Source organism: Kitasatospora sp. NPDC034035, from assembly GCF_055575755.1.
Window position 1 is genome coordinate 1 of the sequence record NZ_JBVISA010000030.1, and the last position, 14,279, is coordinate 14,279.

Annotated in this window: 15 protein-coding genes and 2 pseudogenes; 10 read left to right on the forward strand and 7 right to left on the reverse strand. The window is 71.4% G+C overall.

The window, feature by feature from the left end:
- Positions 1-94: 94 nt before the first annotated feature.
- The 3 genes and pseudogenes from ACZ52J_RS32525 to ACZ52J_RS32535 form a co-directional block, all read left to right on the forward strand.
- Positions 95-628, forward strand: a pseudogene (locus ACZ52J_RS32525) (transposase); the annotation flags it as partial.
- Positions 629-643: 15 nt separating this feature from the next.
- Positions 644-1,261, forward strand: a complete 618-nt coding sequence (locus ACZ52J_RS32530; protein WP_465624002.1) for a winged helix-turn-helix domain-containing protein — start codon at positions 644-646, stop codon at positions 1,259-1,261.
- A complete protein-coding gene (locus ACZ52J_RS32535) occupies positions 1,258-2,511 on the forward strand; it encodes a sensor histidine kinase (RefSeq protein ID WP_465623842.1) in 1,254 nt (417 codons plus the stop codon). The genes ACZ52J_RS32530 and ACZ52J_RS32535 overlap by 4 nt, the downstream gene beginning before the upstream one ends.
- Positions 2,512-2,537: 26 nt before the next feature.
- Here the strand turns inward: ACZ52J_RS32535 and ACZ52J_RS32540 are convergent, their stop codons facing one another.
- The 4 genes from ACZ52J_RS32540 to ACZ52J_RS32555 form a co-directional block, all read right to left on the reverse strand.
- On the reverse strand, positions 2,538-2,888 hold the full coding sequence (locus tag ACZ52J_RS32540; protein ID WP_465623843.1) for a hypothetical protein: 351 nt from the start codon (positions 2,886-2,888) through the stop codon (positions 2,538-2,540).
- Between the two features lie 118 nt (positions 2,889-3,006).
- Positions 3,007-3,318, reverse strand: coding sequence for a TfoX/Sxy family protein (locus ACZ52J_RS32545; protein ID WP_465623845.1), 312 nt, complete (start codon positions 3,316-3,318; stop codon positions 3,007-3,009).
- The gene (locus ACZ52J_RS32550) at positions 3,315-3,662 is read right to left on the reverse strand and encodes a nuclear transport factor 2 family protein (RefSeq protein ID WP_465623846.1); all 348 of its coding nucleotides are present in this window, start codon (positions 3,660-3,662) and stop codon (positions 3,315-3,317) included. The genes ACZ52J_RS32545 and ACZ52J_RS32550 overlap by 4 nt, the downstream gene beginning before the upstream one ends.
- Positions 3,659-4,255 (reverse strand): TetR/AcrR family transcriptional regulator, encoded by a 597-nt coding sequence (locus tag ACZ52J_RS32555; protein ID WP_360502583.1) that lies wholly within the window; start codon positions 4,253-4,255, stop codon positions 3,659-3,661. The genes ACZ52J_RS32550 and ACZ52J_RS32555 overlap by 4 nt, the downstream gene beginning before the upstream one ends.
- A 203-nt stretch (positions 4,256-4,458) precedes the next feature.
- On the opposite strand from ACZ52J_RS32555, the pseudogene ACZ52J_RS32560 reads away from it, so the two are divergent.
- The 5 genes and pseudogenes from ACZ52J_RS32560 to ACZ52J_RS32580 all read left to right on the forward strand — a co-directional run.
- Positions 4,459-4,694, forward strand: a pseudogene (locus tag ACZ52J_RS32560) (NUDIX hydrolase); the annotation flags it as partial.
- A gap of 69 nt (positions 4,695-4,763) precedes the next feature.
- On the forward strand, positions 4,764-4,904 hold the full coding sequence (locus ACZ52J_RS32565; protein WP_465624007.1) for a hypothetical protein: 141 nt from the start codon (positions 4,764-4,766) through the stop codon (positions 4,902-4,904).
- Between the two features lie 283 nt (positions 4,905-5,187).
- Positions 5,188-5,676, forward strand: coding sequence for a hypothetical protein (locus ACZ52J_RS32570; protein ID WP_465623848.1), 489 nt, complete (start codon positions 5,188-5,190; stop codon positions 5,674-5,676).
- A gap of 222 nt (positions 5,677-5,898) precedes the next feature.
- On the forward strand, positions 5,899-6,795 hold the full coding sequence (locus tag ACZ52J_RS32575) for a polysaccharide deacetylase family protein (protein WP_465623849.1): 897 nt from the start codon (positions 5,899-5,901) through the stop codon (positions 6,793-6,795).
- 245 nt (positions 6,796-7,040) lie between these two features.
- Entirely contained in the window at positions 7,041-8,546 is a 1,506-nt protein-coding gene (locus ACZ52J_RS32580; protein ID WP_465623850.1) for an amino acid permease, read from the forward strand.
- Here ACZ52J_RS32580 and ACZ52J_RS32585 read toward each other — a convergent pair.
- From ACZ52J_RS32585 to ACZ52J_RS32595, 3 genes are all read right to left on the reverse strand, one after another.
- Entirely contained in the window at positions 8,497-9,171 is a 675-nt protein-coding gene (locus tag ACZ52J_RS32585; protein WP_465623852.1) for a TetR/AcrR family transcriptional regulator, read from the reverse strand. The genes ACZ52J_RS32580 and ACZ52J_RS32585 overlap by 50 nt on opposite strands.
- Before the next feature lie 156 nt (positions 9,172-9,327).
- Positions 9,328-10,584, reverse strand: a complete 1,257-nt coding sequence (locus tag ACZ52J_RS32590; protein ID WP_465623853.1) for an MFS transporter — start codon at positions 10,582-10,584, stop codon at positions 9,328-9,330.
- Positions 10,581-11,492: a pirin family protein gene (locus tag ACZ52J_RS32595; protein WP_465623855.1), complete on the reverse strand. Its 912-nt coding sequence runs from the start codon at positions 11,490-11,492 to the stop codon at positions 10,581-10,583. The genes ACZ52J_RS32590 and ACZ52J_RS32595 overlap by 4 nt, the downstream gene beginning before the upstream one ends.
- A gap of 496 nt (positions 11,493-11,988) precedes the next feature.
- Here ACZ52J_RS32595 and ACZ52J_RS32600 point away from each other — a divergent pair, with 496 nt between their 5' ends.
- Both ACZ52J_RS32600 and ACZ52J_RS32605 read left to right on the forward strand, forming a co-directional pair.
- Positions 11,989-12,828: a TrmH family RNA methyltransferase gene (locus ACZ52J_RS32600; RefSeq protein WP_465623856.1), complete on the forward strand. Its 840-nt coding sequence runs from the start codon at positions 11,989-11,991 to the stop codon at positions 12,826-12,828.
- A gap of 157 nt (positions 12,829-12,985) precedes the next feature.
- Positions 12,986-14,158: a serine hydrolase domain-containing protein gene (locus tag ACZ52J_RS32605; RefSeq protein WP_465623858.1), complete on the forward strand. Its 1,173-nt coding sequence runs from the start codon at positions 12,986-12,988 to the stop codon at positions 14,156-14,158.
- The last annotated feature ends 121 nt before the right edge of the window (positions 14,159-14,279 follow it).

Consider the following 14,279-nt stretch of genomic DNA (forward strand, 5'->3'; position numbering starts at 1 on the left):
ACCGGCGCGTCACCAGCGCACCGGAGTACGGGCAGAGCACGTCAGCTGATCAGCATGACGCTCCGTCACCGCATCACGAAAATCTTGACTGAACCAGTCGATGAGGCCGCCGCGCGCCCGGACCTGGGGCCGGGTCGGCTGCACGCCCGTGGTTCGGGTGCGCGGCCGAGGAGGCGGCCGGGTCTCCATGGCGGGGCTGAGCTGCTACAAACCCGGTCAGCGCTCGCGGATGTTCTACAGCTTCCACGTCTATCGGGGCCGCAAAGGCGAGAAGAAGGGCCTGACCTGGCAGGACTACCGGGACCTGCTCATCCGGGCGCACATCCAGCTCGGCGGTCCGATCGTGCTCGTGTGGGACAACCTGCGTGCCCACCTGATGCCGCCGATGCAGGAGTTCATCGAGGCGAACAAGGACTGGCTGACCGTCTTCCAACTCCCCTCGTACGCTCCCGACCTCAACCCGCAAGAGGGCATCTGGTCGCTGGTCAAGCGCACCATCGGCAACCTCGCCGCCTCCGACATCGACCAACTCGCCCGAGCCGTCAAACGCAGCCTGAAGAGACTCCAGTACCGCCCTCACCTCATCGACGGATGCCTCGCCACCACCGGCCTGATCATGGATGGCTGACCACATCTCAGAGGCCTGCGCGAAGCCGGCTTCGCCGTCGACTTCGCCGGCGATCTCGCCGACGCCGACTTCAAGCTCGCGGTCAACACCTACGACTGCCTCATCGCCGACCGCATCCTGCCCGACGGCGACGCGCTCACCCTCCTCGCCGCCCAGCGCAGGCGGGGCTCCACCCTGCCGGTCCTCCTGCTCACAGCCCTGGACGCGGTCACCGACCGCGTGGCCGGCTTCGAGCACGGCGCCGACGACTACCTCGTCAAACCCTTCGCCTTCGCCGAACTCAGCGCCCGGGTGCGGACCCTGTGCCGTCGCGGCCAGCCCGCACGGCTGCCCGAGCTGCGGGTCGGCGACCTGGAACTCGACCTGCCGCGCCGCCGGGTACGGCGAGCGGGCGTGCTCCTCACCCTCACCGCGAAGGAGTTCTCCGTCCTGGAGGTCCTGATGCTGCGGGCCGGCGACGTGGTCACCCGCACCGACCTCATCGAACGCTGCTGGGACGAGCAGGCCGAACCGCTCTCCAACGTCGTCGACGTCCTCATAGGCCAACTGCGCCGCAAACTGGGCCCGCCCGAACTCATCCGGACGGTGCGCGGTGTCGGCTACCGCATCGACGACCAGGCCCCGGGCCTGTGACAACGCGCACTCCCGCCGTCGCACGCCTGCACCGCGCCCGCTGGGCGATGACCCTGCTGTTCGCCGCGACCACCGCCGCCTGCCTTCTGGTGCTCGCCGTCATCGCGGTGCGCACCGACGGCCGGTCCCGGACGGACGAACTCGACAACGGCGTCAGCCACCGGGCGGACGGGCTCGCCCGCACGATGTACTACGACGGCGGCGTCCTGCACCTCGACGCGCTGTCGGAGGACGACCTGGCCCGCAGCGCCGAGATGCTCGGCGTCCTCCAGGCACCCGAACACGCCCGGCCGCAGATCCGCTACGCCCGCGACTCCCCCACCGCCCTTCCCGGCCAGGCGGCGCTGGACGAGATCTGGCAGCAGGTCCAGCACGACCAGGAGACCGTCCTGGTCAGCGCCGACGTCGACGGCCGGGAATACCAGTGGGCCGCGGCCCCTGTCTGGGACAACGACAGGATCGGCGCCGCCGTCCTGGTCGGCGCCGACCCCGCCCGGAGCCTGGCCGCCCACACCCGACTGCTGCACTGGCTGGCCGCGGGCTGCGCGGCCCTGGTGCTGGCCGCCGCCGCGGTCGGCCACCTCCTGTCCGGGCGGGCCATGCGACCCGCCCTGCAGGGGCTCGAACAGCAGGAACAGTTCCTCGCCGAGGCGGCACACGAACTGCGCACCCCGCTGGCCACCCTGCGGCTGGTGGTCGAAGGCGGCAGCACCACGCCGACCCGGGCACCCGCAGCCCTGGACGAGGCCGTCCGACTGGTCGACCGCCTGGGCCGCCTGGTCACCGGCCTGCTGGCCCGCGCCCGCGTCGAAGCCGGCACCCAGGAAATCGAGCTGACCCCGCTACGGCTCGACCAGCTCGTCGAACAGACCGTCGAGGAACTCCCCGACCACACCGGCGTCACGCTGACCACCGAGGCCGCCATCGTCAACGGCGACCCCGAACTGCTCGCCCAGGCCGTCCGCAACCTCGTCGAGAACGCCCTGCGCCACGGCGGCGGCACCCCGGTCGACGTGAGCGTCACCCCGGGACGCATCACCGTCCGGGACCACGGCCCCGGCATCCCCGCCGAAGACCGCGCCCGGGTCTTCGAACGCCGCGTCACCGGACCCGCGAGCACCGGCACCGGCACCGGCCTCGCCATCGTCCGCTGGGTTGCCGAACTCCACGGCGGCACCGCCCAGCTCTCCCCGGCCCCCCGCGGCGGGACGCTGGCCGAGCTGCTGCTGCCCCAGCACACCGACACCTGAGCCGGCCCCACCCGGCCCGACCATCCCTACCGGTCGGCCAAGCGCCGAGGTCGGAGCGAGCAGGAACCACGTCGCCGGTGAAGCGGGCCGGTTCGAAGGCCCGCATCACCGGCGACGTGGCGTTCCCAGGCCTCGCCCATGGCCGGGAGGTCCTGCGCCGAGAAGGAGTCGAAGGAGCGCTCGACCAGTGTCCGGATGACCTGTTCGCGAGTCAGCGGCGTCCCGTCGAGCGTGCCGTCCGGTGTACCGGCGGGTGCCTGGAACATCTCCTCGCGGCTGACCCGCAGGCGGGCCTGGGCGACGAAGTTGCGGAACGGGATCGGGGCCGCCGCCCACGCAAAACGCTCGGCTGGGAAACCCCAGCCGAGCGCCTGCATAAACTGCTCGCCGCCTGATCAAACCGACCACGTGTTGCAACGATCCCTAGAAACCGCCGACAGTGGACGGGCCGTTCCCTGAGACATCCCAGGCGGGTTACAGCAACGGATCGGCTGATCAGCGGAGTGCCGTGCGGGCCAGGGAGCACAGCTCAGCCTGATCGTCCATCGCCTCCACCGGGACGCTGTAGTAGGAGTGCACCACCACCTCGCGGCCTGCGGCGTGGTAGGTGAACGGCTTGGATCCGGAATTCGCGTGGGAAGAGCGGGCCGCGCTGTCGACGCGGAGGTAGAGGGTGTCCATCACCATGGCGAACTGCCTGCCGTGGCTGCGCAGTGCCCAGCCACCGAAGTAGCGCTGGATGGTGACCTCGCCGAGCGGCGTCAGTTGATCGGCGACGTACTCGGCGAGGCTGCGAGATCCGCTCACGCGGGGAGGAAGAACCCGGTGATGTCGGCGAGTCGGCCGTCGCGGTGGAGCGCGGTGCTCACGCCCGCCATGGCGGGTTCGTCCTGCTCGCCGAGCTGGGTCCACCGTGCGAGCGAGCGGTCGTGGTGGTCGAGGACCTCGTCTATGCGGAACCGGTGCCCGGGGAAGGCTCCTGCGAATCCGGTCATGTAGGCGGCCAGCTCGGTCAGCCCGCTGACCTCCGTGCCCGGGTCCCGGTAGGCGACGTCTTCGACCGCGACCGTGCGAAGGGCGGCGAGCCGCTCGCCGGGGTCGGCCGACCAGCACGCGGCATAGTTCGTCCAGAGCTGCTGTGAGTCACTCATCGCTGTCCCTCTTTCATGGGGCCGATCGACGCGATCGCGCCATCGGTGATGGTGTGCAGTTTCGTGTGGGGCGTGCCGGCTCTGACCAGCACCAGGAGCCCCTGATAGAGCGCCAGCAGCCGGGCTGCCGACACCTCGACGTCCAGATCCGCCGACAGCAGGCCCAGGGCGCGGGCCCGCGTCAGCGCGTCGGCGAAGCCGGACTCGATCACGTCCAGCCCTCGGCGCACTCCGGCGGTGGCCTGTGGAACGGTGAAGGACTCCACGGCGGTGTTGGTGAGCAGACAGCCCGGATCGGGATCGAGGCCGGTCTCGAACGCCGAGGTGAAGAACGACCGGATGCCCGCCACGGGGTCAGTCGGTTCCAGGAGGTGGACCCGGACCCGGCCCTGCACCACCTGGTCGTTGTAGGCGTCCAGGGCAGCGCGGAACAGGCCGTCCTTGCTTTCGAAGACCCGGTACAGGCTGCCCGGGTGCAGCCCGGTCGCCTCCTCGATGTCCCGCAGCGAGGCGCCGAGGTAACCCCGGTGGCGGAACAGTCGCATGGCGGAGGCCAGTACCTCCGCCTGATCCCAGAGCTGTCTGCGGCCCACCGAAACCTCCGTAGTTGAACGACTGCTCACAAAAAATAGCACGCCGGCCCGACCAGTCGCTCCCGGGCAACTCCACCAGGCCCACCAACCGACCCCACGGAAGGTCGCCGACAGCGTTGTCCTCGGCAATCGGGACTGAGCACGCGACCCTGTACCTGGAGCTGCACCGGATCGAGGCCCTCGGTGTGGTGCGGGCCGCCGCGGCGCGGCCCGGCTCGGTCACCGAGCGGCTGCACTTCTACGCCGCCCCTACACCCAGGCCCACCGCACCGGAAAGGGCGGCGGCCTCGAGGAGGACGGCAAGGACATCGAGGTCCTCGAACTTCCCTTCGCCGGCGCCCTCGCCATGGTCCGCGACGGACGCATCACGGATGGCAAGACCATCCTGCCCCTGCAACGGGCCGCCCCGGACGGCCCCTTCGTCACCACGGCGGGCACCGGCTCACACCGCCGCCCCGGCCCTGGCGCTCCGCCAGGGCCGGGGCGGCGGTGGCGCTACGATACGCGCATGCATGCCATCAGTGCCGGTGTCCGCACGCTCATGAACGCAGTCGTCAACGGCGATCCGCTCTGGCCTGCGGTGACGCTCTTCCTGGTGTCCTTCCCGATCGCGATCGTCATTGGCGCGGTTCGCGCCTCCCGTAGGTAGCGCGGCACGCCTGCCACGCCCGTTCACCCGGGTCACGACGCCGCCGGTCCCGGGCACCCGGGGCCGGGTCGGCTCGCCGTCATGCTGCTCCAGCCGTTGCCGAGGAGATGTGAAGTCCACACCGTCGTTGCGGGACGGTATTCAGGGCGAGGTACCCGAGTGAGGCTGGCCTCATCGCCATGAATACGAAGGGCGAAATATGCCTTTTTTGGGGGGGAGTTGCGCGAGTTGCGCGACTGAAAGGGTTTTACGAAAACCGGCCCCCATCGTAGGCTCCACGATCATGAGCGATTCCCCCGCAAAGCGTCACTGGCGCATGTCGATATTCCTCTGGATCGGCTTGCCCTTCATAGCCTTCGTCGGCATTGCCAAGGCCGCGCCTGATCTCGTACCGGCCTGGAAGGCGCAGAGCGGCAGCGGAGTCGTCGGGACGTTCACTGCCGTCCGGGAGTCCTGCAGCCACGGGTCCTGCGACTTCTACGGCGGCTGGAAGGCGGCGGACGGCGCTTCCACGCGCACGGACGTCCTCCTTTACGACGGACCGGATTCCATGCGGATCGGCGGGACGGCCGCAGCACTGGACTCCGGTGCCCCTGGCGGAGTCTTTTCAACGGGGGGCGGTTCTTCCTACCTGCTGGTGACGGCCTTTGCCGTTGGCGGTCTGGCGGCAGCAATTGCCTGGCCGGTGTTTCTCTGGCGCACCTGGCGCACCTGGCACTCTTCGCGCGGGCGCCGCACTTCGTCACCGGAGTCAGCTGAGGCAGCCGCCTGACGCGGCATCGAGAGAACGCGCCTCCGCAGTTCGCTGAACTGGGCCGAGTAGGAGCCTGGCACCGCCGCCCGGGCGGCGGTGCCGGCGGCGTCGGTGAAGGACGGCTCGCTCGTCAGTTGGTGATCGGCAAGCTCGTGGATGTTCACGAGAGTTGACGGTGGTGTCGCCTCGGGGCAGGCATATTCCGGTGCGTGACCTCCGGCTGGGTCTCAGACTGCGGACATGGATGAAACCACCAATCCCGCGGCCGTCGCGCCTGCGGAGCAGTCGAGTCAGTTACTGGGGTACCCACCTGGTGCGCGGCTGTTGATCGTCAACTGCGATGACTTCGGGATGTATCCGGCGATCAACGCGGCGGTGATCGAGTCGATCGAAGAGGGCATCGCGAGTTCGTGCAGCCTGATGGTCCCGTGTCCCGCGGCGCCGCAGGCCATGGAGATGCTCAGCCGACGCCCTCGGATCCCGTTCGGAATCCACCTCACCCTGGTGTGCGAGATGCCCGGCTTCCCGTGGGGGCCGCTGACCGCCAAGGAACGAGTCCCCTCACTGCTGGACCACGCAGGCGAGCTGTTCTCGCCGTCGCCCGCCGGACGGGCGGCCTTGCTCGGCCAGGCCCGACTCGATGAGATCGAACTCGAGTTCCGCGCCCAGATCAACGCCGTCGCCGACGCCGGGCTCACGCCGACCCACCTGGACTTCCATTGCCTGGCCGATGGCGGCCGCGACGACATCCTCGACCTGACCGTCGTGCTGGCCGCGGAGTACGGCCTCGCGGTCCGGGTCTGGCTCGAACCAGGGCGCCGGACGATGCGCGAACGCGGGCTTCCGGTCACCGACAACGACTTCCTGGACAGCTTCTCCCTGAGCATCGAAGGAAAGACGGCCGGATTCGTTCGACTGCTGCGCGACCTGCCGGCTGGACTCAATGAGTGGGCGGTGCATCCCAGTCTGGGCGACGAGGAGTCGCAGGCCGTCGACGGTGGCCGGCCCGTGCGTCGGACGGACTACGAGTTCCTGACTTCGCAGCAAGCCCGTGATGTTCTCCACCAGGAGGACATAGCCGTGATCGACTATCGAACGGTCCAGCACGTCTGGTCCCGGGGCACGAGCTTCGGATGAGCGATCCGGCCCCTCACACGTGCGGTGACGGGCCGCTGATCGGCCGCGGTGGTCAGCCGGCCTTCGCCGGCGCGTGGCGAGGCACCGGCAGGCTGGGGAATTTCACCCCGGGGCCGGGCCGACGGCCGTCCCGCACTCCGGTCGACGGGTGTCCACGCCTCGGTCGGACCGGCCGGAGGACTTGATCACGACGGGCGGTCGGGGCCAGGATCTCCCCCGGTTGGATCACAACGGGGGGAGACGTGATGTCCGAGGACCGGTCGGTCAGTCGTGGGCTGAGACAGCGCCACATTGCCATGATCGCGCTGGGTGGTGCGATCGGAGCCGGGCTGTTCGTCGGCTCCGGCGTCGGGATCGCCGCGGCGGGGCCCGGGATCGTGGTGTCGTACGTGGTGGCCGGGGTGCTCACGGTGCTGGTCATGCGGATGCTCGGCGAGATGTCCGCCGCCCGCCCCGGCTCCGGGTCGTTCGCCGCGCACGCCACCCGCGCCTGGGGGCCGTGGGCCGGGCTGCTGGCCGGCTGGATGTACTGGGCGCTGCTGGTGGTGAGCGTGGCCGCGGAGGCGATCGGGGCGTCCCGGATCGTGGCGGGATGGCTGCCGCAGGTGCCGGCCTGGGTGTGGGTGGCGGCGTTCATGGCGCTGTTCACCGGGACGAATCTGGCGGGTGTGCGGCACTTCGGCGAGCTGGAGTTCTGGTTCGCCGGGGTGAAGGCGGCCTCGATCTGCGCGTTCATCCTGCTCGGCGCCGCCGCCGTGCTCACCGGCCGGACGCCGGCCGCGGAGAACCTGACCGCGCACGGCGGCCTGCTGCCGCACGGCTGGCACGGGGTCGCGGTGGGCACCATCGCGGCGGTGTTCGCGTACGGCGGGCTGGAGACGGTGACCATCGCCGCCGCCGAGTGCGAGGACCCGGTGGCCGCGGTGCGCCGGGCGGTGCGCACGGTGCTGTGGCGGGTGGCGCTGTTCTACATCGGCTCGATGGCGGTGATCGTCGCCGTGGTGCCGTGGGACGACCCGGCGGTCGCCGGCGGCCCGTACGCGGCGGCGATCGGCCGGATCGGGGTGCCGGGCGCGGCGCAGCTGATGAACGCCGTCGTGCTGGTGGCCCTGCTGTCAGCGATGAACGCCAACATCTACGGCTCCTCGCGGATGCTGCACGCCCTCGCCGCCCGCGGCGACGCCCCACGTCTGCTGACCCGCCGCGGCCGGTCGGCCGACCGCGGCGGCGACGGCTCGGCCGACGCGGCCGGCACCTCGGCTGCCCCGACCGGCACCGGCCGCGCCGTGCTCGCCTCGGCCGCGTTCGGCTTCGCGTCGGTGGTGCTCAGCCTGCTGTGGCCGCGGACCGTCTTCCCGTTCCTGCTGAACTCGATCGGGACGGCGATCCTGGTGGTCTGGATCCTGATCGCCGCCTCCCACCTGCGGCTGCACGGCCGGCCGCAGCGCACGGACGGGCCGCAGCAGGAGCACTGGCCGGAGCAGCAGCGCGGGCCGCAGCAGGCGGCCCCGATGCGGGGCTTCCCGTACCTGGGCTACCTGGCGCTGGCGGCGATGGCCGGGGTGCTGGTGTTCATGCTGGTGGACCCGGGCAGCCGCAGCCAGGTGCTCTGCACCGGCGCGTGGACGGCGGTGCTGCTGCTGGTGGCCGGGCTGCGGCGGCGCCGTCGCCGGCTGGCCGCCGGGCCCGCCGTCGCCGTGGTCACTGCTCCCGCGCGTACCGTGCCAGGAACAAGTCGACCCCGGAGCTGATCATCCGGTGCATCTCGGCCTCGTCCAGTTCGGCCTCCGGGCTGAACGTCCGCACCAGCTGCGGCACGCCCACCGTGCAGGCGACCAGCTGCTGCACGGCCAGCGCCGGGTCCTCCACGGCGAGCACGCCGCGGCGGTCCAGTTCGGCGAAGGCCTCGATCAGCGGGCCGTTGTTCATGTCGTAGCTGACCCGGTACCAGAGCTGGCCCAGCTGCGGGAAGCGGTCGATCTCGCCGATCACCAGCCGGCGCAGCGACATGATGTCGGGGCGCAGCAGGATGCGGGTCCAGTCGAGGGTGAGCGTGATCAGTGCGGAGCGCAGGTCGTCGGCCTCGGCGATGGTGGAGTTCCACGGCTTGAGGTCCTCGTAGGTGGTGGGCAGTATGCCGCCGATCACCGCGAGGAAGAGCCGTTCCTTGTTCCCGAAGTGCTTGTAGATGGTCGCCTTGGAGACACCGGAGCGCGCGGTGATGGCGTCCATCGAGGCGGCGGAGTAGCCCTCCTTCAGGAACTCGGCCAGGGCCGCGTCGATGATCGCCTGCCGGCGCCGCTGGGCGGCGTCGACCGGGCTCGGGATGATCGGGATGCCGAACTCGTCGGTCGGCTGGGGGCTGTCGGCGGCCATCGGGGTTCTCCTCGGGGTGCTCGGGGGGAGACGGTACGGACCAGCATAGGAAACTGAACGGTTCGGTCGGTACTCCTGGCGCCCGGCCCGGCGGCGACTCCGCCGGCACTCCGGCCGGTGTACGGGCGACCCGGCGGCACTCGGCGGCGCGTCCGGTCAGTGCACCAGCGAGGCGACGTACGGGCCCAGCCCGGCGATCCGCTCGCCGAACACCGCCAGCTGCGGGCCGAGCGCCGCCCCGAGCAGGAACACCAGGTTGAACAGCCCGATCGCCTCCGACCGCCGCTGCGGCGCCACGGCCTCGGCGGCGGCGCCGGTCAGGACGCCCTGGCCGCCCGCGGTGACGCAGGCGCTGGCCCCGGCGCCCAGCAGCACCAGCGGCGTCCAGGGGCCGAACGCGGCGAGCGCGAGTGCGGCGAACGAGACGCCGACAAGCAGTCCGGTGGTCCGCCGCAGGCCCAGCCGGGGCGCGGCGCGCACCAGCGACCAGGAGAGCAGCGCGCCGGTCAGGGTGGCGAGCGAGCCGACGGCGCCGGTCTGGACGGCGCTCCAGCCGGTCAGCGCGGCGGCCCGCCGGGGCGCGCCGTACACCAGGCCGAAGTTGACGGTCGCCAGGACCAGCATCACCGCCGCGACGGCCCGGAAGCGCGGCACCGCCAGGGCGTCCAGGCCGAGGAACGAGCGGCACGCCGCACCCGCGCCCGCGCCCCGCGCCGGCTCCACACCCACACCCACACCCGCACCCATGCCCCGGGCCGCCTCCGCCTCCGCACCCGTGCCCGGCGCCGGCTCCGGTCCGGCGCACCCGCGCAGTGCGGCCGGCAGCACCGCGAAGGTCAGCACCGGCAGCAGCAGGCAGGCCCGCCAGCCCAGCCCGGCCGCCACCGCCGCGCCGATGAACAGCCCGGCAGTGCCGCCCGCCGCGCTGCCGATCGCGACGACCCCGGAGGTCCGTCCGTCCGGTTGGCGCGCGGCCAGCTGGAAGGCGGCCACGTTGAATCCGGCGGCGCCGACCGCCAGCAGAGCGCGCCCGGCGACCAGCGGGCCGAGGGCCGCCCCGGCGGCGAGCGTGACCAGCACGCCGAGCAGCAGCGCCCCCGCGGAGGCGAGCAGCAGCGCCCGGGGGCCGCGCCGCCCGGCAGTGCCGGTGAGCAGCGGGGTGCCGAGCATCATGCCGAGCCCGTAGCCGCTCATCAGCCAGGCGGCGGAGTCGGGGCTGGTGTGCAGCTCCCGCGCGATGGCGGGCAGGACGAGGCTCGGACTGGAGAGTCCGGCCGCTCCTGGGGCGGCGACCGCCGCGAGCAGCAAGCCGGTCCGGAGCGACCCCTGTACGCCCCGGCCGGCGCTGCCCGTCGGCGGCTGCGCCGAGCGCGTGCCCGCCCCTGCCGCCGTGTCCAGCACTCCCGGACTCACGCCGGGATCCTCCCGAACTTTCCGTTCGAGAAGTCGAGTTGGGCCTGCCGGAGCTCGGCCGCGGTGTTCATCACGAACGGGCCGCCGCGGGCCACCGGCTCGCCGATCGGCTCGCCGGCCAGGACCAGTACCTCGGCCGGGCCGTCCGGCGCGGCGACGGCGATCCGCTCGCCGTCGTGCGCCAGTACGGCGAGTTGGCCGTCCGCCAGCGGCGCGTCGGGCAGTTCGACGGCGCCGGAGAGCACGTAGACGGCGGCGTTGTGGCCGACCGGCACGGTGAATTCGGCCCGCCCGCCGGCGGCCAGCACGGCGTGCGCGAGCAGGACCGGCAGGTGCGTCTCGAAGGGTCCGGCCACGCCGTGGCTGCGGCCCGCGATCACCTTGACCCGGCTGCCGTCCTCGGTGTGCACCACCGGGATGGTGTCGGGCCCCTGGTTCTGGCTGCGGGCCGGGAGGTCCTTCAGCCGGGCGGGCAGGTTCACCCAGATCTGGAGCATGTGCTGGCGGCCGCCGTGGGCGAGCAGTTCGGCGGTCGGCTCGTTGGAGTGGACGATGCCGGCACCGGCGGTGAGCCACTCGACCTCGCCGGCGACGCTGGTGCCGCGCCGGCCGGTCGAGTCGGCCCAGTCCATCGAGCCCTCGATGAGGTAGGAGACCGCCTCGAACCCGCGGTGCGGGTGGGCGGGGGCACCCTTGGCCTCGCCGGGGGCCAGCAGCAGCGGACCGGTCTGGTCGACCATCAGGAACGGGTCGAGCATCGGGAGCTCGGCCACCGGGAACGGGCGGCGGACGGGGAAACCGGCGCCCTCGAAGGTGTGCACGGGATCGATGACGGTGGTGGTCGAACGGACGGTGGTGGTCGAACGGACGGGGGCGGCCTGGGCCGCGGCGAGCTGAGTCGTCGTCATGCCCCAACTGAACTACACGATCCAGTTCAGAGTCAAGACTGAACCGTCTGGTTGATCAATTGAACTGAACGGTTCAGATTCATCCGACCCCTCCCCCGGCGGCGTACCGATGGGACAACAGCGCCTCCTGGAGCGCTCGTCGGCTTCGACACCACTGGGAGTACCAAGAGGCCCTGCGCTCGTGCTCGGCAGCCGTCGCAGTCACCCGTCCGAGACCTCCGCTCGGCCGCCACCTCTCAGGATCGAAACGGCAACAGACACGCACTGTCGTGCTTCTCTCCCGTGGCCGCAGCATGTCGGCGACTTCGCCCGCAGCGGTCGGCATCGACGGGCGACGCACGCGAGTTCAGGGTCTGAGTTGCCGTCAGCACTGCTTCTGCGCACTCGCCGCCACGGGCCGGTCATGATCTTGCGGGGTGTAGTGTGTCGAGAGGTGCTGGTGCGGACTCCGTCGGGGTGGAGCGCACTGCAGATGGCGGTCGACTTGGGGGGTCAGGTGCCGGCGATTCAGCGGATCATGTCGCGCAACGCGCGCTTCCAGCAGTGGGAATCACTGCTCGGCAACCGCAACAAGCGGACGCGGGCGGGAGAGTTCCTGGTCCAGGGCGTACGTCCGATCTCCTTGGCGGTCCAGTACGGCTGGCCCGTCCGGGCGTTGATCTTCGACTGCAAGCGGAAGCTGTCCCGATGGGCGCAGGAACTGCTGCGGACGCTCGACGCCGAACAGATCGCCATGGCACCCGAGATGCTGGCGGATCTGGGGGAGAAGAACGAGAGCGCGCCGGAAATGGTCGCCGTGGTGGAGATGCCGGCCGACGATCTGAGTCGGCTGCGACGGGCCGGGAACAGCTTCCTGGGTGTCCTGTTCGACCGGCCGACCAGCCCCGGCAACATCGGCAGCATCATCCGGTCCGCGGACGCCTTCGGTGCGCACGGGCTCATCGTCTCGGGCCATGCCGCAGACGTATACGACCCCAGGGCGGTTCGGGCCAGTACGGGATCCCTGTTCGCACTGCCCGCCGTGCGCGTGCCGTCGCCCGACGACGTGATGGCCTGGGTCGGCGAGCAGCGGGCCGAGGGGCAGCCGATCGCCCTGGTCGGCACCGACGAGAAGGGTGACTGCGACGTCTTCGACTTCGACTTCACCCAGCCGGTGCTGCTGCTGATCGGCAACGAGACGTCAGGGCTGAGCAGCGCTTGGCGGGAGTTGTGCGACCACACGGTCAGCATTCCGATGAGCGGCTCGGCGAGCTCTCTGAACGCGGCGAACGCCGCGACCGCCGTGCTGTACGAGGCTTCGCGGCAGCGGCTCGCCGCCGTGAACCGCCCGGCCTGACCTATACCCCTCCCGGCCCCTTCGACCCGACCAAAGCGCTCCTCGAAGGGTCGGGTCGACTCACCGTCACCCCTCCTAGCGTTGGTGCTACGACCTGCGCCGCCCCGGTGTGTCCGAGGCGCAGGCCCGGTTGGACCAGCCACCCGAGGAGGAAGAGATGACCGTGAACGACACTGGCACGACAGGGGGCGATGCCGGCCTGGCGCCGCCCGACAGTGCGTTGGCCGGTTTCGTCGAGGCCACCGCGACCGGGTCCGGGATCCCCGGTGTCGCCGTGGCGGTGTGGGCGAACGGCCAGGAGACCTTCGCCTGCCACGGTGTGACGAGTGTCGACGACCCCCTGCCGGTCACCCGGGACACCGTGTTCGCCCTGGGGTCCGTGACGAAGACGTTCACCGCGACCGCCCTGATGTGGCTGGTCGAGGACGGGCTGGTCGACCTCGGCTCGCCGGTGCGCCGCTACGTGCCGCAGCTGCGGCTCGCCGACGAGCAGGCCGCCGTGCAGACGACCGTGTCGGACCTGCTCAACCACACGGCCGGACCGGACCGCGGCCCGGTCCTCGACACCGCGGAGGGCGACGACGCCCTGGCCGCCGAGGTGGCCCGGCGGATAGACCTGCCGCTCCTGGCAGCACCCGAGGAGCGGGCCTCCTGCAGTCAGGCCGGCTACAACCTGCTCGGACGGGTGATCGAGAAGGTCAGCGGGATGCCCTACGAGCAAGCCATCGCCGAGTTCGTCCTCGACCCCCTAGGACTCGAAGACTCCCTCTTCGCATCCGGCGACGTGCCGAGGTGGCGCTTCGCCGCCGGACACACAACAGACGCAGAAAGAAAGTCGGCGGTCTCGCGACGCCGGAACGGAACCCGCGCGAACAGCCCCGGAGGGGGCCTGTCCTCCTCGCCTGCCGACCTGTTGCGCTGGGCACGGTTCCATCTCGGCGACGGTCGGACGCAGCGTGGCGAACGCCTGCTCCCCGCCGACTCGCTGCGGCAGATGAGGGAACCACCCGGCACCGTGCGCTCCAGCGCACTCGCCGACGCGATCGGGACCTGCTGGGTCCTGCGCGATATCGATCAGGTACGCACCGTCTGGCAAGGCGGCTCGGCCTTCGGTCAGTTCGTCGAACTGCTCCTGGCGCCGGAACGCGACTTCGCCGTCGTGTCCGCCTCCAACGCCGGGCCGCAGGGCATCCCCGGCAGCCATGCCATCGTCCGATTCGCGCTCGAGCACTACGCGGGCCTGGTCGACCGTGACCCCGAGGACGAGCACGGCCGCGCCCCGGGCGTCGACCTCGCCGACCGGCACGTCGGCCGGGCACCGACATCCTGACCGGAACAAGCGGCGACCGGCCGGACACCCGGCCGGCTCCCGGACGTGGCCGAACGGGTCGGCGGTGCCATGCAGCGCCGGTCTGCGCGGCACCGGAAACCCACTAGCCGTCCACCGACTG